18 protein-coding genes are annotated in these 18,823 nt (G+C 60.6%); 3 read left to right on the forward strand and 15 right to left on the reverse strand.

The window, feature by feature from the left end; all coding sequences use genetic code 11:
- Positions 1–398 precede the first annotated feature (398 nt).
- From RB216_RS20480 to RB216_RS20490, 3 genes are all read left to right on the forward strand, one after another.
- On the forward strand, positions 399–848 hold the full coding sequence (locus tag RB216_RS20480) for a hypothetical protein (RefSeq protein ID WP_028617304.1): 450 nt from the start codon (positions 399–401) through the stop codon (positions 846–848).
- Between the two features lie 370 nt (positions 849–1,218).
- Entirely contained in the window at positions 1,219–2,109 is an 891-nt protein-coding gene (locus tag RB216_RS20485) for a sensor histidine kinase (protein WP_308908893.1), read from the forward strand.
- Positions 2,106–2,765, forward strand: coding sequence for a response regulator transcription factor (locus RB216_RS20490; RefSeq protein WP_028617306.1), 660 nt, complete (start codon positions 2,106–2,108; stop codon positions 2,763–2,765). The genes RB216_RS20485 and RB216_RS20490 overlap by 4 nt, the downstream gene beginning before the upstream one ends.
- Here RB216_RS20490 and yegS read toward each other — a convergent pair.
- From yegS to flhA, 15 genes are all read right to left on the reverse strand, one after another.
- The gene (yegS, locus tag RB216_RS20495; protein WP_236321611.1) at positions 2,724–3,644 is read right to left on the reverse strand and encodes a lipid kinase YegS; all 921 of its coding nucleotides are present in this window, start codon (positions 3,642–3,644) and stop codon (positions 2,724–2,726) included. The two genes, RB216_RS20490 and yegS, sit on opposite strands and share 42 nt — an antisense overlap.
- An 865-nt stretch (positions 3,645–4,509) precedes the next feature.
- On the reverse strand, positions 4,510–4,902 hold the full coding sequence (locus RB216_RS20500; protein WP_028617308.1) for a DUF2802 domain-containing protein: 393 nt from the start codon (positions 4,900–4,902) through the stop codon (positions 4,510–4,512).
- On the reverse strand, positions 4,903–5,385 hold the full coding sequence (locus tag RB216_RS20505) for a chemotaxis protein CheW (protein WP_010564003.1): 483 nt from the start codon (positions 5,383–5,385) through the stop codon (positions 4,903–4,905). It lies immediately after the preceding gene.
- A gap of 80 nt (positions 5,386–5,465) precedes the next feature.
- Entirely contained in the window at positions 5,466–6,257 is a 792-nt protein-coding gene (locus RB216_RS20510; protein WP_122685399.1) for a CheW domain-containing protein, read from the reverse strand.
- Positions 6,257–7,045: a ParA family protein gene (locus tag RB216_RS20515; RefSeq protein WP_028617310.1), complete on the reverse strand. Its 789-nt coding sequence runs from the start codon at positions 7,043–7,045 to the stop codon at positions 6,257–6,259. Before RB216_RS20515 ends, RB216_RS20510 begins: the two co-directional genes overlap by 1 nt.
- A gap of 51 nt (positions 7,046–7,096) precedes the next feature.
- Positions 7,097–7,984: a flagellar motor protein MotD gene (gene motD / locus RB216_RS20520; protein WP_028617311.1), complete on the reverse strand. Its 888-nt coding sequence runs from the start codon at positions 7,982–7,984 to the stop codon at positions 7,097–7,099.
- Between the two features lie 142 nt (positions 7,985–8,126).
- On the reverse strand, positions 8,127–8,867 hold the full coding sequence (locus RB216_RS20525) for a flagellar motor protein (protein ID WP_016976609.1): 741 nt from the start codon (positions 8,865–8,867) through the stop codon (positions 8,127–8,129).
- The gene (locus tag RB216_RS20530; protein ID WP_028617312.1) at positions 8,867–9,997 is read right to left on the reverse strand and encodes a protein-glutamate methylesterase/protein-glutamine glutaminase; all 1,131 of its coding nucleotides are present in this window, start codon (positions 9,995–9,997) and stop codon (positions 8,867–8,869) included. The genes RB216_RS20525 and RB216_RS20530 overlap by 1 nt, the downstream gene beginning before the upstream one ends.
- A 48-nt stretch (positions 9,998–10,045) precedes the next feature.
- The gene (locus RB216_RS20535) at positions 10,046–12,241 is read right to left on the reverse strand and encodes a chemotaxis protein CheA (RefSeq protein WP_122554742.1); all 2,196 of its coding nucleotides are present in this window, start codon (positions 12,239–12,241) and stop codon (positions 10,046–10,048) included.
- Between the two features lie 11 nt (positions 12,242–12,252).
- A complete protein-coding gene (locus tag RB216_RS20540; protein WP_028617314.1) occupies positions 12,253–13,041 on the reverse strand; it encodes a protein phosphatase CheZ in 789 nt (262 codons plus the stop codon).
- A gap of 18 nt (positions 13,042–13,059) precedes the next feature.
- A complete protein-coding gene (locus RB216_RS20545; RefSeq protein WP_015885173.1) occupies positions 13,060–13,434 on the reverse strand; it encodes a chemotaxis response regulator CheY in 375 nt (124 codons plus the stop codon).
- 168 nt (positions 13,435–13,602) lie between these two features.
- Positions 13,603–14,343 (reverse strand): RNA polymerase sigma factor FliA, encoded by a 741-nt coding sequence (fliA, locus tag RB216_RS20550; protein WP_016976604.1) that lies wholly within the window; start codon positions 14,341–14,343, stop codon positions 13,603–13,605.
- Entirely contained in the window at positions 14,340–15,173 is an 834-nt protein-coding gene (gene fleN / locus RB216_RS20555) for a flagellar synthesis regulator FleN (RefSeq protein ID WP_003192912.1), read from the reverse strand. Before fleN ends, fliA begins: the two co-directional genes overlap by 4 nt.
- 105 nt (positions 15,174–15,278) lie before the next feature.
- Positions 15,279–16,595 carry a flagellar biosynthesis GTPase FlhF gene (gene flhF / locus RB216_RS20560; RefSeq protein ID WP_028617315.1) on the reverse strand — a complete coding sequence of 439 codons (1,317 nt, stop codon included), beginning with the start codon at positions 16,593–16,595 and terminating at the stop codon, positions 15,279–15,281.
- A 12-nt stretch (positions 16,596–16,607) separates the two neighbouring features.
- Positions 16,608–18,722 carry a flagellar biosynthesis protein FlhA gene (gene flhA / locus RB216_RS20565; RefSeq protein ID WP_218168778.1) on the reverse strand — a complete coding sequence of 705 codons (2,115 nt, stop codon included), beginning with the start codon at positions 18,720–18,722 and terminating at the stop codon, positions 16,608–16,610.
- Positions 18,723–18,823: the final 101 nt, after the last annotated feature.

Raw genomic sequence — 18,823 nt, forward strand, 5'->3', positions numbered from 1 at the left:
CCAAAGAGCGGTACAGCGACGTTGCACGACATTCAATTCGATGCAAGGTTCCGCTACGTAAGGGATTCCCCTATGCACAATCAGGCCCAACCTGATATTCGCAATATCTAATAGCCATTAATGTGACGCCATTCTCAATGCATGAATGGAGTCAGGCTTTTGTTTGCCATCCCAAGCCCTCGGCCCACGGCCCTTCCAGACATCCAGATGTCGGCAATTGAAGGTGCGCAATTGACCCCGCCTACGAGGGCCGCGCAGAGCCGTCGCCGTCACTCTAATAAACGCCCTACTAAAAACTCGGAAGCAACCTACAGATTCCAGTCATATTTGATCGCTACTTTTAAGCCATTCACCCGGTGCGACATCTCATCACCCGACCTTATGTTGTGGAGACTTGCATGATGAACGACGGTAAGGAGTGGCAACTTGCTCTTCCCGAATTCCTGCATGAAGCTGAAAAGCTGCTGGTCAAGTCGGAAGAGTGCCTGAGCCACCTGCACTTGATCCGAAACGACAGTGACGCCATCGACTGCATGAAGATCAGCCTGATCAAGCTCGCTGAAAAGGCCGACTGCCTTGCCCTGCAAGCGATCAGCGAATTTTCACGGCATATCCAGTACCTGATCGCCAATGCCGAAAGCCCCCTGCAATTGCATGATCAAGCCTTGGACGCCCTGGAGGAGTGCCTCAAGTTGCTGGCCTGGCAGTTGGAATTGATTGATGTAAAGACAGGTCAGTTGGCACTGGATGAAGCGGAGCAGACCACGCTGATTGCTACGGTAACGCTGCATATTCCACAAAAGGATTTCAGTGTTAAACCACAGCAACGCATGCATCACGCGTCCTGAGTCGATCGCAGGTCGTATTTAAACCTGAAGTTGTCTGAAAACGACATAAGCTGTTAATCCAACCGAGTTGAACTGAGCCGACAAAGATATCAATTAGCCATTAACCGCAATAACGATACAACCAAACAAAAATAATATAACCCCCCACTCCATGAACTCTGGGAATACCGCCCGGAGCATTTGCGCAGTTAATACCCCTTGCCAGGCACGGCACTAGGCGACCAACGGTAACAGTGGTGGTACTATGCCCGACTCGAAGTGACTCAACTTCATCATGCATAAAAACGATTCGATAACGCATTCCAAACAGAGTCCTGTCAGCCGCCGCGACCGGACTTCCCGCAGCGAACCTTCATTGGCTCCATCCGCTATGTACGCCAACCTCAAGACACTCATCGCAAGGTACGCGTCCCGCAGCAATGCACGCCGTCTGATCCTCGCCCTGTGCCTTGGCTCGCTGCTGCTGAGCCTGTGGGCCTACAGTTTCTCCGCCGCCTTGCCGCTGCTGGTGGTACTTAACCTGGCCACGCTGGTGGTGGTCGGCCTGCAACAGTGGCACTCGCGTAAATCCATCAAGTTCCAGCCCCAGGAACTGGCCGATCGCCTGCTGCAAGTGCAGGAAAACGAACGCCACCGCCTCAGCCGCGAATTGCATGACGATATTGGCCAACTGCTCACCGCCGCCAAGCTGCAAAGCGAATGGCTCAAGCGCCGCCTGCCCGAAGACCTGCAAAGCCAATGCACAGTACTGTGCAACACCCTGAATGAAACCCTGGCCAAGGTGCGTGACGTCTCCGCCATCCTCAACCCTCGCCAGCTGGCCAGCCTGGGTTTGGAAGCCAGCCTGCGCGCGCACCTGCTCAAGACCCTGGAAAACACCCCAATTCACTGGAGCCTGGAATGCCAGCAGCGGTTGACCGGCATCCCCGAAGAAATGGCCGTGGCGGCCTTTCGCATCACCCAGGAAGCGGTGACCAACATGCTACGCCACGCCCAGGCGCGCAATCTGCTGGTACGCCTGCAACGCCTGCCCGAGGGCCTGTCGCTGAGTATCTGCGATGACGGCCAGGGTTTTTCGCCGGCCATCAACCCGGGCCTGGAAGGCCAACGAGGCATGGCCGGCATGTCCGAGCGGATTGATCAGCTTGGCGGTTCGTTATCCGTCAAGAGCCAGCCAGGCAAAGGGACACGGATCGACGCGCTTTTCCCCTGGGCGCCCCGCGCCCTCGAACGGGCCAGTTCCCCTAAGGTTATCGAGTGACCTGCACATTACTCCTGGTGGATGACCATGCTCTGATCCGGGCCGGCGTACGCGCGCTGGTCCAAGACATTCCCGGCTACACGGTGGTCGGTGAGGCCAGCGATGGCATACAGTTGCTGGAGCAGTTCAGCGCCCTGCTGCCCGATATCGTGCTGTTGGACCTGTCGATGAAGCACACCGGCGGGCTGGATGCCCTGCAGCAACTCAAGCGCGCCTACCCCAAGAGCCGCGTGCTGATCCTGTCGATGCACACCGACCCGGAACTGATCATGTGCGCGCTGGAATCCGGCGCCCACGGCTACCTGCTCAAGGACACCACCGCCAACGAGCTGGAACACGCATTGCTGGCCCTGCGCAACAACGAGCGCTACCTGAGCCCGGCGATTGCCCACACGGTGATCAACCAGGCGCTGGTGCGCAGCCAGGGCCCCACCACCCCGGCCGGCCATAGCCATAACCTTACCGCGCGGCAGTTGGAGATTCTGCGGTTGATTGTGCGCGGCAAGTCCACCCGGGAAATCGCCCACGGCCTGGGCCTGAGCATCAAGACCGTGGAAGCGCACCGCTCGCAGATCATGAAGCGTTTGCAGATTTTCGACGTGGCGGGCCTGGTGTTATTTGCGGTGCGCGAGCAGATCATCAGCCTGGACGACTAACGGCGAATCCACCGGCAGGTGCACGCGCAGGGCCTTGGGCAGGGCCTCGAAATGCAGGTCATCGCCCTCCAGAGGTTCGCCATCCAGGTTGATATACAGGCCTTGTGCGACCTTGATATTCACCCATGGCAGGCGCGCCCGCACAAACATGGTGTCCAGGCCCCAGCCATTGCTCATCAACTCACGCAAGGTGCCGACCACCTCCTGAGGGGCGGGCAAGATGCTGACATCCAGCAGGCCGTCATCGGCCATGGCGCCTGGGCACAGTTCATGCCCACCGCCTGCCTGGCGACCGTTGCCGATGCCCAGGGCGAGCAACTCGCCTTTCCAATGGAAATCCGGGCCATCCAGCTCGGCGTAGGCGGCCTTTAACTCGCTGAACCGCGTCAAACCCGTGAACAAGTAGGCGGCGCCGCCCAGGACTTTCTTCAAGTCCTCGGAAGTGTTGGCGGTGACTTGGCTGCCGAAGCCGCCGGTGGCCATGTTGAGGAAGATCTGCCCGCCGACTTGGCCGAGGTCGATCGCCCTTGGCGGCACGTCCAGCAGCGCCAGGGCCTGGGCGGGCTCCAGTGGCACGCCAGCGGCCTTGGCGAAATCGTTCGCGGTGCCCAGGGGCATCAGCACCAGGCTGGCGTCGGTCTTGGCCTGGGCCATGGCTTCGGCCACATCGCGCAGGGTGCCGTCGCCGCCACCGGCGATGATATGGGTGTAGCCGTCAGTGAGGGCTTCGTTGACCAGCCGCTGGGCGTCGCCGCCTTCCCAGGTGACCCGCACTGCCAACTCGCCGCCCTGCTCGCGCCGTGCCTGCACGGCGGTGCGGACGTCCTCGTTGAGGGCTTGCTTGCCGTGGAGGATCAACAGGGCTTTGGGGGTGGTCATTGCGGGAATCTCCTGATTCAAGGGTGCTTGGAGGATGTGGACCTTGGGCGGGGAGAAAAAAGCCATTGGATGGGAAAAAAATTGGATGATTGAGTACATATCCGTTTTTTGGGTAACGGCGGGTATTGGTTCCGCCCTTACGGCGGGTCACTTTTGAAAAGAGCCCAAAAGTAACCAAAAGGCTCTTGCCCCAACACTCGGTACCTCGCCTAGGCTCGGTATGCCCGTAATCCGACAGTGATTCGGGGGGCCGCCGCCACGCGCCATCCATGGCGCGGGGCGGCTAAACCGGCATCCCTGCCGGTTTACCCCCCGAATCCCTGTCGAATTCCGGCCAGCGTGTTTGACGGGGCGCCTAAGATCAAGATCAAAAGCAAGAGCACAGCGGCCTGACAGCCGGCTTGAGTGGTGTGAAGCAAAGGCAAAGGCAGTCCACTGTAGGAGCTGGCTTGCCGGCGATGGTCGTTAACGATGACGTGGGGTGTCTGGATGAACGCGGCGGTCTCACGTTTTTCGCCGGCAAGAACTAGGCGTCCCCCCGGCTCCTACAAGGGAACGCGTATCCACGATGCGAAGCGAGTCGCTCTTGATCTTGATCTGAGGCGCCCCGTCAAACACGCTGGCCGAACGCAGGCTTTGGAGCGTGGGTAACCCGGCAGGACGCCGGGTTAGCAGCGCTGGGCCAAGGATGGCCCATCGCGGCGGCCCACGCTCCAAAGCCGGAGTGAGGGCACACCGAGCCTAGGCTAGGTGCCGAGTGTTGGGGCGAAGCGTTTTTGGTTACTTTTTGCGCTTTTCAAAAAGTGACCCGCTGTAAGAGCGGAACCATAAGCAGCCGTTACCGCAGCAACGGATATGTACTCAATCAACTCTTATGCAACTTACTCATCAGTTGCGCCTCAGCCTGAGTCAACCCACACGACTGAGTAAGCTCATCCACCGTAGCCCCCATCCCCACCAGCTTAGCAGCCTGTGCAAACGAAAGACTCGAAGGATCCCGCTGTTCAATCTGCGCCAGTTTGTCAGGCAACGGCGCAAGAATCGCGCGCAACTCATGCACCTCGTCCCCGACTTTCACCGCACTCTGCTGAAAGTGATCAACCCGCTTCACCAACTCCAGCACCCGTCGATCACGCAGAGCATCACGCTCAGCCTGCTGCAACAACAGTTCACGCTGCTGACGCACATAGCGCAACAGAAATGCCAAAGTCCCGGCCCACAACAAGGCCAGGACAATCACCGCGGCCTCAAGGAACAATCAGATGCTCTCCAGTTCCGACCATTCTTCTTCGCTCATCATCTTGTCCAGCTCAACCAGAATCAGCAGCTCGCCGTTCTTGTTGCACACGCCCTGGATAAACTTGGCGGACTCCTCGTTACCCACGTTCGGCGCAGTTTCCACTTCCGACTGGCGCAGGTAAACCACTTCGGCCACGCTGTCGACCATGATCCCGACCACTTGCTTGTCGGCCTCGATGATGACGATACGCGTGTTGTCGTTGACTTCAGTCGGCACCAGGCCGAAACGCTGGCGGGTGTCGATCACTGTCACCACGTTGCCGCGCAGGTTGATGATACCCAGCACGTAGCTCGGCGCACCCGGCACCGGGGCGATCTCGGTGTAGCGCAGCACTTCCTGCACGCGCATCACGTTAATGCCATAGGACTCGTTGTCCAGTTTGAAGGTAACCCATTGCAGGATCGGATCATCCAAACCTTGTGCGGACGCTGACTTGTTCATACCCCTGACCCCTTCAAATGCCGTTGAGTACGGCGTGTGTGCTTCGCTGACCGCATTCGCATGCGGCCCTTATTGTTCAATCAACTGTGTTTGTTCAGTGGCATCGATTTGACGGCACCGCTGGCGATCAACTCAGCCAGTTCGGCGACGTCGAGCAACGCGCACATGTGTTCGATCACGGTGCCCGCCAGCCAAGGCCGTTGGCCCCGGTGGCTGCGCCATTTGATTTCGTTCGGGTCCAGGCGCAACGAGCGGCTGACTTGATGCACCGCCAGCCCCCACTCGTAGCCCTGCACCGAGATCACGTATTGCAGGCCCTGACGGAAGTCGTCGCGGTAGCGGTCGGGCATGACCCAGCGCGCGGTATCCAGGACTTTGAGGTTGCCGGCCTGGCTGGGCAGAATGCCGAGGAACCACTCCGGTTGCCCGAACAACGGCGTCAGCTCCTGGCCCTCCAGCGAATAGATCGAGCCCAGGCACACCAGCGGCACCGCCAGGGTCAACCCGGCGACGTCGAACAGCAGGCATTCGAACGGTTCGGCAGCCCAGCTCGGGCGGCCATCACCGGTCACCGGCGGCGGTGTGATGCTCGGCGGCAGGTGCACTTGCACCACCGGCTCGACCACAACAGGAGCAACTACTACAGGCGCCACCACTATCGGTGTGATCGGCACTACGACCTGCGCATCGCGGGCTTGTTCTTCCAGCACCGCCAACTGGAATTCATCCAGCGCGGCTTCGGGTTTAACAGCCGGTTCCAACACCAGGATCGGTTCCGGCAGTTCTTCGGCGGTCGCATCCTGCAGCAGGGCATCCAGATAGGATTCCAGCGCCAGTTGCGGCCGAGTCTTGAGTTCGACAGGACGGTTCATCACGCCACCTGCGCCACAAGCTGCTGCGACAGCAGGTGCTTGAGCAACGCGCGGTAGGCGAGTACGCCACGGCTCTTACCGTCGAACTGCGATGGCGCGAGACCTGCGCGGCTGGCGTCACGCAGGCGCGTGTCCACTGGAATGTAGCCATTCCAAATGGTGTCCGGATAGGCATCGCGCAACACGCGCAGGGTGCCGAGGGACGCCTGGGTGCGGCGGTCGAACAAGGTCGGCACGATGCTGAACGGCAGCGCTTGTTTGCGCGAACGGTTGATCATCGCCAGGGTGCTGACCATGCGCTCCAGGCCTTTGACGGCCAAGTGCTCGGTCTGCACCGGAATCACCAGTTGCTGGCTCGCCGCCAACGCGTTGACCATCAACACGCCGAGCAACGGCGGGCTGTCGATGATTGCGTAGTCGAAATCCTGCCAGAGTTGCGCCAGGGTCTTGGCGATCACCAGGCCCAACCCGCTCTGCCCCGGCGACTGGCGCTCAAGGGTGGCCAGGGCGGTGCTGGACGGCAGCAGGGAAATACTTTCGTTGCTGGTGGGCAGCAGCAGTTGCCCCGGCAGATCGGCCGGCACGCTGCCCTTGTGCAGGAACAGGTCGTAGTTGCTGTGTTCCAGCGCATCCGGGTCATAGCCGAAATAGCTGGTCATGGAGCCGTGAGGGTCCAGGTCCACCACGACCACGCGCTTGCCCGCCTCGGCCAGCAAGCCGGCTAAGGCGATGGACGTGGTGGTCTTGCCGACCCCACCTTTTTGATTGGCAACTGCCCAGACTCTCATTCGGTTGGTTCCTCCCGGCAGGCACAGGCGCGACCGAGACATTGCATAAGGTTATTGAGCCGGCGACGGAGAATTGACGGCGCTCTGACGAACCGGCGGTTTTACAGGGGGCGGTGCAGTTTGTGTGCCAGCCCGCTTCAAGGCGGCATCCGGTGTTGCATTGGCGGTACCGGTGCCGGTCAGGCTGCGGCGCACATCCAGGTTGCGCGACACTACCAACACCACCCGGCGGTTCTTCGCGCGGCCCTCTACCGTAGCGTTATTGGCCACCGGCTGGAACTCACCATAACCCACCGAGGCCAGGCGCCCAGGGTTCACGCCCTGCATCGCCAGCATGCGCACGATGCTTGACGCACGGGCCGAGGACAGCTCCCAGTTGGTCGGGTACTGCGCGGTGCTGATCGGGAAATTGTCGGTGAAGCCTTCGACATGGATCGGATTTTCAAACGGCTTGAGAATCGCCGCCACCTTGTCGATGATGGTAAACGCCTGGTCGCTCGGCAACGCGTCGGCGCTGGCAAACAACAGGCTGGAATTAAGCTCGATTTCCACCCACAACTCGTTGCCGCGCACGGTCATCTGGTTGGAGCTGATCAGGTCGCCAAACGCTGCGCTGATGTCATCGGCGATGCTTTTCAGTGGATCGCTGGTGCCACCCACGCCGGCAGCGGTTTCATCGCTGTCGTTGACCAGCGGCTTGGCCGGGGTCACGGTCTTGGGCCGCTCTTCACCGATCGGGATCGGCTTGAGGGCGCGGTCGGCGTCGTTGAACACGCCAATCAGCGCCTGGGAAATAACTTTGTACTTGCCTTCGTTAATCGACGAGATCGAGTACATCACCACGAAAAACGCGAACAGCAAAGTGATGAAGTCCGCGTAGGACACCAGCCACCGTTCGTGGTTGACGTGTTCTTCGGGCTCGCGACGGCGACGGCTCACAGGCAATACCCCCAGCAACACAAATCACCTGTAGGAGCCGGCTTGCCGGCGAAAAACCCGAGAGCGCCGCGGGGCATCAGGCAACCCGCGTTATCGTTGGCGATTTTCGCCGGCAAGCCGGCTCCTACAGGGTGCATGTTCATCAATCCATGAAGCCCTGGAGCTTCAATTCGATGGAGCGCGGGTTCTCACCCTCGGCAATCGACAAAATACCTTCGAGCAACATCTCGCGGTAACGCGACTGGCGCAGGGCAATCGACTTGAGCTTGCTGGCCACCGGCAACAACACCAGGTTGGCACTGGCCACACCGTAGATGGTGGCAACAAACGCCACGGCAATGCCGCTGCCCAGTTGTGAAGGGTCGGCCAAGTTGCCCATCACATGGATCAGGCCCATTACCGCACCGATGATGCCAATGGTCGGCGCATAGCCGCCCATGCTTTCGTAGACTTTGGCGGCGTTGATGTCGCGGCTTTCCTGGGTGTAGAAATCCACTTCCAAAATGCTGCGGATCGCTTCCGGTTCGGCGCCATCTACCAGCAATTGAAGGCCTTTGCGCGCGTAGCTGTCGGGCTCGGCATCGGCCACGCCTTCCAGGCCCAGCAGGCCTTCCTTGCGGGCGGTGAGGCTCCAGTTGACCACGCGGTCGATGCCGCCAGGCAAGTCGACACGTGGCGGAAAAATGATCCAGATAAGGATCTGCATGGCGCGTTTGAAGGAGCTCATGGGCGACTGCAGCAATGCCGCGCCCACGGTGCCGCCGATCACGATCAGGGCGGCCGGGCCGTTGGCCAGGGCGCCGAGGTGACCGCCTTCGAGGTAGTTGCCGCCGATGATCGCGACAAACGCCATGATGATACCGATCAGGCTCAAAACATCCATCAGAGGCAAGCCTCCACCAGATGCTTGCCGATGTCGTCCAGACTGTAGACGGCGTCAGCCAAGTCGGCCTTGACGATGGCCATGGGCATGCCGTAGATCACGCAGCTGGCCTCGTCCTGGGCCCAGATGGCGCTGCCGCCCTGCTTGAGCAGGCGCGCGCCCTCACGGCCGTCGGCGCCCATGCCGGTGAGCACCACCGCCAGAACTTTGTCGCCGTAGGACTTGGCTGCCGAACCAAAGGTGATGTCCACGCATGGTTTGTAGTTCAGGCGCTCGTCGCCCGGCAGGATTTTGATCGCGCCACGGCCGTCCACCATCATTTGCTTGCCACCCGGCGCCAGCAACGCCAGGCCAGGACGCAGGATGTCGCCATCCTCGGCTTCCTTGACGCTGATGCGGCACAGCTTGTCCAGGCGCTCGGCGAAGGCCTTGGTGAAGGCAGCAGGCATGTGCTGGATCAACACGATCGGCGCCGGGAAGTTGGCCGGCAGTTGGGTCAACACGCGTTGCAGGGCCACCGGGCCGCCCGTGGACGTGCCGATAGCCACAAGTTTGTAGGCCTTGCGCTTCGGCGCAGGCGAATGGGCAGTCGCAGGCGCAGCAGCGCGAACCGGCGCCACGGCAGGCCGTGCAACCGGCGCAGGCGCTGGACGAGCAAACGATGACGTCGGTGCAGCCGGTGCTGCAACCGGTGCAGGCGTCGGCGCTGGCGCGCTGAACAGGCTGCGACGGTTACTGCGGGAAATACTGTGCACCTTCTCGCACAGCATCTGCTTGACCTTCTCGGGGTTGCGCGAGATGTCTTCGAAATTCTTCGGCAGGAAGTCCACCGCGCCGGCGTCCAGCGCATCCAGGGTGACCCGGGCGCCTTCGTGAGTCAGCGAGGAGAACATCAACACCGGGGTCGGGCAGCGTTGCATGATGTGCCGGACCGCGGTGATGCCATCCATCATCGGCATCTCGTAGTCCATGGTGATCACGTCCGGTTTCAACGCAATGGCTTGATCAATCGCCTCTTTGCCGTTGGTGGCCGTGCCGACCACCTGGATCGTTGGATCGGCGGAAAGAATTTCCGAGACGCGGCGGCGGAAGAAACCCGAATCGTCCACCACCAGGACCTTGACTGCCATAAACACTCCGTTAGGCGGGGCGGGCACTACCGCCCTGCCCCACCAGAATCAAATACGCCGAGCGGCGTAACGCTTGAGCATGCTCGGAACATCGAGAATCAGCGCGATCCGACCGTCACCGGTGATGGTCGCACCCGACATGCCCGGGGTTCCCTGCAGCATTTTGCCCAAAGGCTTGATGACCACTTCTTCCTGGCCCACCAGTTGATCGACCACAAAACCGATGCGCTGGGTGCCCACGGAGAGAATCACCACATGGCCTTCGCGCTGCTCTTCATGCTTGGCCGATGCCACCAGCCAGCGCTTGAGGTAGAACAGGGGCAACGCCTTGTCGCGCACGATCACCACTTCCTGGCCGTCCACCACGTTGGTACGCGACAGGTCGAGGTGGAAGATCTCGTTGACGTTGACCAGCGGGAAGGCGAACGCCTGGTTGCCCAGCATCACCATCAGGGTCGGCATGATCGCCAAGGTCAAAGGCACCTTGATCACGATCTTCGAGCCCTGGCCCTTGGTCGAGTAGATGTTGATCGAGCCATTGAGCTGGCTGATCTTGGTCTTCACCACGTCCATGCCGACGCCACGGCCGGAGACGTCGGAAATCTCGGTCTTGGTCGAGAACCCCGGGGCAAAGATCAGGTTGTAGCACTCGGTGTCGGTCAGGCGGTCGGCGGCGTCCTTGTCCATCACGCCGCGCTTGACCGCGATATTGCGCAATATGGCCGGGTCCATGCCCTTGCCGTCATCAGTGATCGACAGCAGGATGTGGTCGCCTTCTTGCTCCGCCGCCAGGATCACTTTGCCGTTGCGGGACTTGCCCGAGGCTTCGCGTTCTTCAGGGGTTTCCACGCCGTGGTCGACGGCGTTGCGCACCAAGTGGACCAGCGGGTCGGCCAGGGCCTCGACGAGGTTCTTGTCGAGGTCGGTTTCTTCACCCACCAGTTCCAGGTTGATCTCTTTCTTGAGCTGACGCGCCAAGTCGCGAACCAGGCGTGGGAAGCGGCCGAAGACTTTCTTGATCGGCTGCATCCGGGTTTTCATCACCGCGGTTTGCAGGTCGGCGGTGACCACGTCGAGGTTCGACACGGCTTTTTGCATGGCTTCATCGCCGCTGCTCAAGCCCAGGCGCACCAGACGGTTACGTACCAGCACCAGTTCGCCGACCATGTTCATGATGTCGTCCAGGCGCGCGGTATCAACCCGCACGGTGGTTTCGGCTTCACTGGCAGGCTTCTCGGCAACCGGTGCTGCGGCGGCACGCGCCGGAGCAGGAGCCGCTACAGGCGCAGGCTTGGCGGCCGGAGCCGGCGCGGCGGCCTTGGCAGCAACCGGTGCAGCCGTGGCAACAGCAGCAGCGGCCGGGGCCACTTCGCTGAACTTGCCCTTGCCGTGCAACTCGTCCAGCAGCGATTCAAACTCGTGATCGGAGATCAGGCCGTCGCCGGCCGGTGCTGCACTGGCTGCGGCAGGCGCCGCAGCCGTGGCGGCGACTTCCGGCAGGGCGTCGGCCGCGAAGGTGCCCTTGCCATGCAGTTGGTCGAGCAACGCTTCGAATTCGTCGTCGGTAATGTCGGTGTTGGCATTCGCAGCAGGCGCCTCGGGCGCAGCGGCAGGTGCCACGGCGTCCGCTGCAAACTGGCCTTTGCCATGCAACTGGTCGAGCAGGGATTCGAACTCAGCGTCAGTGATGTCTTCGCTGGTTGGCGCAGCGACGGGCGCCTTGGGTGCCTCAGCCTCGGCCTTCACAGCACTGAGGGAGTTGAGCAGCTGTTCGAACTCGCTGTCGGTCACATCCGGCTCAGCTTCGGCCACAGGCTCGGGAGCCGCCTCAACCACAGGCGCAGCCGAGGTGTCGGCCGGTTCCGCCAGGCGCGCCAGGGCGGCCAGCAGTTCCGGAGTGGCAGCGGTGATCGGTGCACGGTCGCGCACCTCGCTGAACATGCCGTTGACCGCATCCAGTGCTTCGAGAATCACGTCCATCAATTCCGAATCAACGTGACGCTCACCCTTGCGCAGGATGTCGAACACGTTCTCGGCGATGTGGCAGCACTCCACCAGCTCATGGAGCTGGAGGAAGCCGGCGCCCCCTTTTACAGTGTGAAAACCGCGAAAAATTGCATTGAGCAGGTTCGCATCATCCGGTCGGCTTTCCAGCTCGACCAGTTGCTCGGACAACTGCTCTAAAATTTCGCCGGCCTCTACAAGGAAATCCTGAAGGATTTCTTCATCGGCGCCGAAGCTCATGTGGGTGCTCCTTAGAAGCCTAAACTGGATAACAGGTCATCGACATCATCTTGACCCGATACAACGTCTTCACGTTTATCGGCATGAATCTGCGGACCTTCACCCTTGGCGAGATGTTTTTTTGGATCTTTTTCCGAGAGGATCGCTTCGCGGTCATGTTCAATACCGGCAAAACGGTCAACCTGGCCTGCCATAAGCACCAATTTGAGCAAGTTGCTTTCCACTTCGGTGACCAACTGGGTCACACGCTTGATCACCTGACCGGTGAGGTCCTGATAATCCTGGGCGAGCAGAATGTCGTTGAGGTTGCTGGAAACCGTGCGGTTTTCCTGCTCGCTGCGTGACAAGAACCCTTCGACCCGACGCGCCAATTCACGAAACTCTTCTGCGCCCACTTCGCGGCGCATGAAACGGCCCCAATCGTTGCTCAGGGCCTGGGCTTCGTTGGCCATGCCGTTGACCAGGGGCGTGGCGTTTTCCACCAGGTCCATGGTGCGGTTGGCCGCCGCCTCAGTCAGCCTGACCACGTAGGACAGGCGTTCGGTGGCATCGGTGATCTGCGAGATTTCCTCGGCCTGGGGCATATGCGGGTCAATCTGGAAATTGACGATCGCACTGTGCAGCTCGCGTGTGAGCTTGCCCACTTCCTGGTACAGGCCGCGGTCACGGGTCTGGTTGAGCTCATGGATCAACTGCACCGCGTCGCCGAATTGGCCTTTTTCAAGGCTGTCGACCAACTGGTGAGCATGCTTTTTCAGGGTCGACTCGAAGTCTCCCTGTGACGTTTCTTTATGCTCCATAGCTCCCCCGCGATGGCATTAGCCGTGGATGCGTTCGAAGATTTTTTCGATCTTCTCTTTCAAGGCCAATGCAGTGAATGGCTTGACCACATAACCGTTGACCCCGGCTTGGGCGGCTTCGATGATCTGCTCACGCTTGGCTTCGGCGGTCACCATCAGCACAGGCAGGCTGCGCAGCTTTTCGTCAGCGCGCACGTGGCGCAGCAAGTCGATGCCGGTCATGCCCGGCATGTTCCAGTCCGTTACCAGAAAGTCGATGCTCCCGCTGTTGAGGATCGGAATCGCCGTAATGCCGTCATCCGCCTCGACCGTGTTAGTGAACCCAAGGTCACGCAACAGGTTTTTTATGATCCGCCGCATCGTTGAGAAGTCATCAACGATGAGGATTTTCATGTTCTTGTCCAATTCGACCTCCAAGCAGTCTTAAACGCGCCCAGCACCTGGACGCGCCATTTCAATCAACAGGCATTACACAAAAAGGACTGCCGAGGGCACCACGGGTCGAACCCGCGAAGGCTGCTTGCCCTCGCGGTATCGTCTGCAGTGTCCCCACACTGCCTGTCAGCGCGCTCGCCACTCTCCCAAACGCCCCCGCAAGCGGGCTGCGCACTGGCTGTGCAACTGGCTGACCCGCGACTCGCTGACCCCCAGGACCTCACCGATTTCCTTGAGGTTCAGCTCTTCGTCGTAGTACAGCGCCAACACCAGTCGCTCACGCTCCGGCAAATTGGCAATCGCGTCCGCCAACGCCCCCTGGAAACGCTCATCTTCCAGGTCACGCGATGGCTCCATATGAGCGCTCGCGCCGTCCTCGTGCAGCCCTTCATGTTCGCCGTCCTGCAACAGGTCGTCGAAACTGAACAGGCGGCTGCCCAAGGTATCGTTCAAAATCCCGTAGTAATCGTCGAGACTCAATTGGAGTTCGGCCGCAACTTCGTGATCTTTAGCGTCGCGACCGGTTTTTGCTTCAATTGCGCGAATTGCATCACTGACCATGCGCGTGTTGCGATGCACCGAACGCGGCGCCCAGTCACCTTTACGTACTTCATCGAGCATCGCGCCACGGATACGGATACCCGCGTACGTCTCGAAACTCGCACCCTTGCTCGCATCGTATTTGGTCGACACTTCGAGCAGGCCGATCATGCCCGCCTGGATCAGGTCTTCGACCTGGACGCTGGCGGGCAGGCGTGCCAGCAAGTGATAGGCAATGCGCTTGACCAAGGGCGCGTAGCGCTCGATCAACTCGCCCTGACTGTCACGGGCAGACTTCTTGTACGCGTTGTAGCCAGTCGCTGTCATAGCACGGGTCCTGCGCTCGTCTGATGCACCAATCGCTCGACGAAAAACTCCAGATGCCCCCGAGGGTTGGCAGGCAACGGCCAGGTATCGACCTTCTGGGCAATAGCCTTGAACGCCAATGCGCATTTGGAACGAGGGAACGCTTCGTAGACTGCACGCTGCTTTTGCACAGCCTTGCGCACACACTCGTCGTAGGGAACTGCGCCGACGTATTGTAAAGCGACATCGAGGAAGCGATCCGTGACCTTGGTCAACTTGGCGAACAGGTTGCGCCCTTCCTGCGGGCTCTGGGCCATGTTGGCCAGGACGCGGAAGCGGTTCATGCCGTAGTCACGGTTAAGCAGTTTGATCAGGGCATAGGCGTCGGTGATCGAGGTGGGTTCATCGCAAACCACCAGCAACACTTCCTGCGCGGCGCGCACGAAGCTGACCACGGACTCGCCGATCCCGGCGGCGGTGTCGATCACCAGCACGTCGAGGTTGTCGCCGATATCACTGAAGGCCTGGATCAGGCCGGCATGCTGCGCCGGGCTCAGGTGCACCATGCTCTGGGTGCCGGAGGCGGCTGGCACGATGCGGATGCCACCGGGGCCCTGCAGCAGCACATCGCGCAGCTCACAGCGGCCCTCGATCACATCGGCAAGGGTGTGTTTGGGTGTCAGCCCCAGCAGAACGTCCACGTTCGCCAAGCCCAGGTCAGCATCCAGCAGCATGACACGACGGCCAAGCTCTGCCAGGGCCAGGGACAAATTCACTGACACGTTAGTTTTCCCGACGCCACCTTTGCCGCCGGTCACCGCGATCACCTGTACGGGATGCATGCTGCCCATTTTATTTCTTTACCTTGTCTTGCTTAGACGCAGGCTACATGGCTTGGCCGCGTGAATCGCTTGCAGACCATCGATGTAGATACATTTCACGGTGTTCATCCTGCCTCAACCGACCCGTTTTGCCGGGCTGTGGTAGAGGTCGGCGAACATATCGGCCATCGCTTCCTCGCTAGGCTCTTCTTGCATTTGCACGCTGACTGCACGGCTGACCAACTGATGACGGCGCGGCAGATGCAGATCATCCGGGATCCGCGGCCCGTCGGTCAGGTAGGCGACCGGCAATTCATGACTGATGGCCAGGCTCAGCACCTCGCCCAGGCTCGCGGTTTCATCGAGCTTGGTGAGAATGCAACCGGCCAGGCCACAACGCTTGTAACTATGATACGCAGCGGTAAGAACCTGTTTCTGGCTGGTGGTTGCAAGCACCAGGTAATTTTTCGACTTGATGCCACGCCCCGCCAGGCTTTCCAACTGCATGCGCAATGCCGGGTCGCTGGCTTGCAGGCCGGCAGTATCGATCAATACCACGCGTTTGCGCAGCAGCGGGTCGAGGGCGTTGGCCAGGGACTGGCCCGGGTCGACATGGGTCACCGACACATTGAGGATCCGGCCCAGGGTCTTGAGCTGCTCCTGGGCACCAATACGGTAGCTGTCCATGCTCACCAGCGCGATATTCTGCGCGCCGTATTTGAGGACGTAGCGGGCAGCCAGCTTGGCCAGGGTGGTGGTCTTGCCCATGCCGGCGGGGCCGACCATGGCGATCACACCGCCTTCTTCCAGGGGTTCGATTTCCGGGGTAACGATCATCCGCGCCAGGTGGGCCAGCAACATGCGCCAGGCCTGGCGAGGCTCTTCGATTTCGGTGGTCAGCGCCAGCAGGTCGCGGGACAACGGGCCGGACAGGCCGATGCGTTGCAGGCGACGCCACAGGTTGGCTTGTTGCGGCTTGCTGCCTTGCAGCTGGTTCCACGCCAGCGAGCCCAACTGCACTTCCAGCAGTTCGCGCAGGCCGTTGAGTTCAAAGCGCATCGAATCAAACACGCGCTGGTCAACCGCAGGCGCCGGAGCAGGCGCAGCAGGACGCGGCGGTTCTTTGAAGGTGGGCTCGACCAGCGGCTCGGCAGCGGTCAGTGGCAAGCCGGCGAACAACTGGCGATTGGTGGTGGCATCGCTGTCGCCGCGCATGCTCAGTTCAGCCTGGGCCGAAACGATGCGCGAGGCGGTTTTGCGCAGCTCGTCTTCGAGTTCCATGTTCGGTACACGCGGCGCCAGCGCCGAGGGGGTGTAATCCAGGGCAGCCGTCAGCTCGACACCGCCGGCAATACGACGGTTTCCGATAATCGCGGCGTCGGCGCCCAGCTCATCACGCACCAGTTTCATGGCCTGACGCATATCGGCGGCGAAAAAACGCTTCACTTGCATAACCCACTACCCTCAGCCGTTGGGCCCTACTGTCGCGACGATAGTCACTTGCTTGTTGTCAGGAATTTCCTGATAAGCCAAAACGTGCAAATTCGGTACTGCCAAACGCCCAAACCGCGACAACATCGCCCGGACGGGGCCTGCCACCAGCAGAATCACCGGCTGGCCCTGCATTTCCTGGCGTTGTGCGGCGTCGATCAACGAACGCTGCAGCTTCTCAGCCATGCTTGGCTCCAGCAGAACGCCCTCTTCCTGGCCTTGTCCTGCCTTCTGAATACTATTGAGCAATATTTGTTCCAACCTTGGTTCCAAGGTGATCACAGGCAGCTCGGAGTCAAGCCCTACAATGCTTTGGACGATTGCACGCGACAATCCGACGCGCACCGCAGCTACCAGGGCGGCAGTATCTTGACTCTTGGCGGCATTGTTGGCGATGGCCTCGGCAATGCTGCGGATATCGCGTACTGGCACCTGTTCGGCCAACAGCGCCTGCAACACCTTGAGCAACTGCGACAGCGACAGAATGCCCGGTACCAACTCTTCGGCGAGTTTTGGCGACGCTTTGCCCAGCAAACCCATCAATTGCTGGACTTCCTCGTGGCCGATCAACTCGTGGGAGTGTTTGTACAGGATCTGATTAAGGTGAGTCGCGACCACAGTGCTGGCGTCCACCACGGTGTAACCGAGGGATTGCGCCTGGCTGCGCTGGCTGATTTCGATCCAGACCGCGTCCAGGCCAAAAGCCGGATCTTTGGCGGTAATGCCGTTGAGGCTGCCGAACACCTGCCCGGGGTTGATCGCCAGTTCGCGGTCCGGGTAGATCTCGGCTTCGGCCAGGATCACGCCCATCAGGGTCAGGCGATAGGCACTTGGGGCCAGGTCGAGGTTGTCGCGGATGTGCACGGTGGGCATCAAAAAGCCCAGGTCCTGCGACAGTTTCTTGCGCACGCCCTTGATCCGCGCGAGCAATTGGCCACCCTGGTTGCGGTCCACCAGCGGGATCAAGCGGTAGCCGACTTCCAGGCCGATCATGTCGATCGGGGTTACGTCATCCCAGCCAAGCTCCTTGGTTTCCTGGGCGCGGGCCGGGGATGGCAGCAGTTCCTGCTGGCGGGCGATCTCTTGCTGGGCGATGACTTTGACCTGGTTCTGCTTTTTCCAGAACAGGTACGCGGCGCCGCCAGCCAGGGCCGCCATGCTCAGGAATGACACGTGCGGCATGCCCGGCACGATACCCATGATCGCCATGATGCCCGCCGCCACGGCCAGGGCCTTGGGCGAAGCGAACATCTGCCGGCTGATCTGCTTGCCCATGTCTTCGGAGCCCGAAGCACGGGTCACCATGATGGCCGCCGCTGTTGATAACAACAGTGATGGCAATTGCGCCACTAAACCGTCACCGATGGTCAGCAACGCGTACACCTTGCCCGCATCGCCGAAGGTCATGCCGTGCTGGAAGATACCCACGGCCATGCCGCCGATGAGGTTGATGAACAGAATGAGCAGACCGGCGATGGCGTCACCGCGCACAAATTTGCTGGCACCGTCCATGGAACCGTAGAACTCAGCCTCCTGGGCGACTTCCAGGCGACGGGATTTGGCTTGGTTCTGGTCGATCAGGCCGGCGTTGAGGTCGGCGTCGATGGCCATCTGTTTGCCGGGCATCGCGTCGAGGGTAAAACGCGCGCTCACTTCGGAGATGCGCCCGGCGCCTTTGGTGACCACCACGAAGTTGATGATCATCAGGATCGCGAACACCACGATACCGACCACGTAGTTACCGCCGATCACCACCTCACCGAAGGCCTGGATCACCTTACCGGCAGCGGCATGGCCGTCCTGGCCGTGCAGCATGACCACACGGGTCGACGCCACGTTCAGCGCCAGGCGCAGCAGGGTCGCCACCAGCAGAATGGTCGGGAATACCGCAAAATCCAACGGCCGTAGGGCGTAGACGCACACCAGCAGGACGACGACGGACAGCGCAATGTTAAAGGTAAAGAACACGTCGAGCAGGAACGGCGGCATCGGCAACATCATCATTGCCAGCATCACCAGCAACAACAACGGCACACCCAGATTGCCTCGCGAGAGGTCAGTCAGGGTGCTGCGGGCGTTGCCGAGCATTTGAGAGCGATCCACCACCGGTATTCCTCGTGTCCTTTGAAGCAAAGTTTTGACGCAATTGGGCGTCTTGCAGGCGGTATTGCAAGAAGCCTTCCAACTTT

Source organism: Pseudomonas canadensis, from assembly GCF_030980095.1.
GTDB lineage: Bacteria > Pseudomonadota > Gammaproteobacteria > Pseudomonadales > Pseudomonadaceae > Aquipseudomonas > Aquipseudomonas canadensis.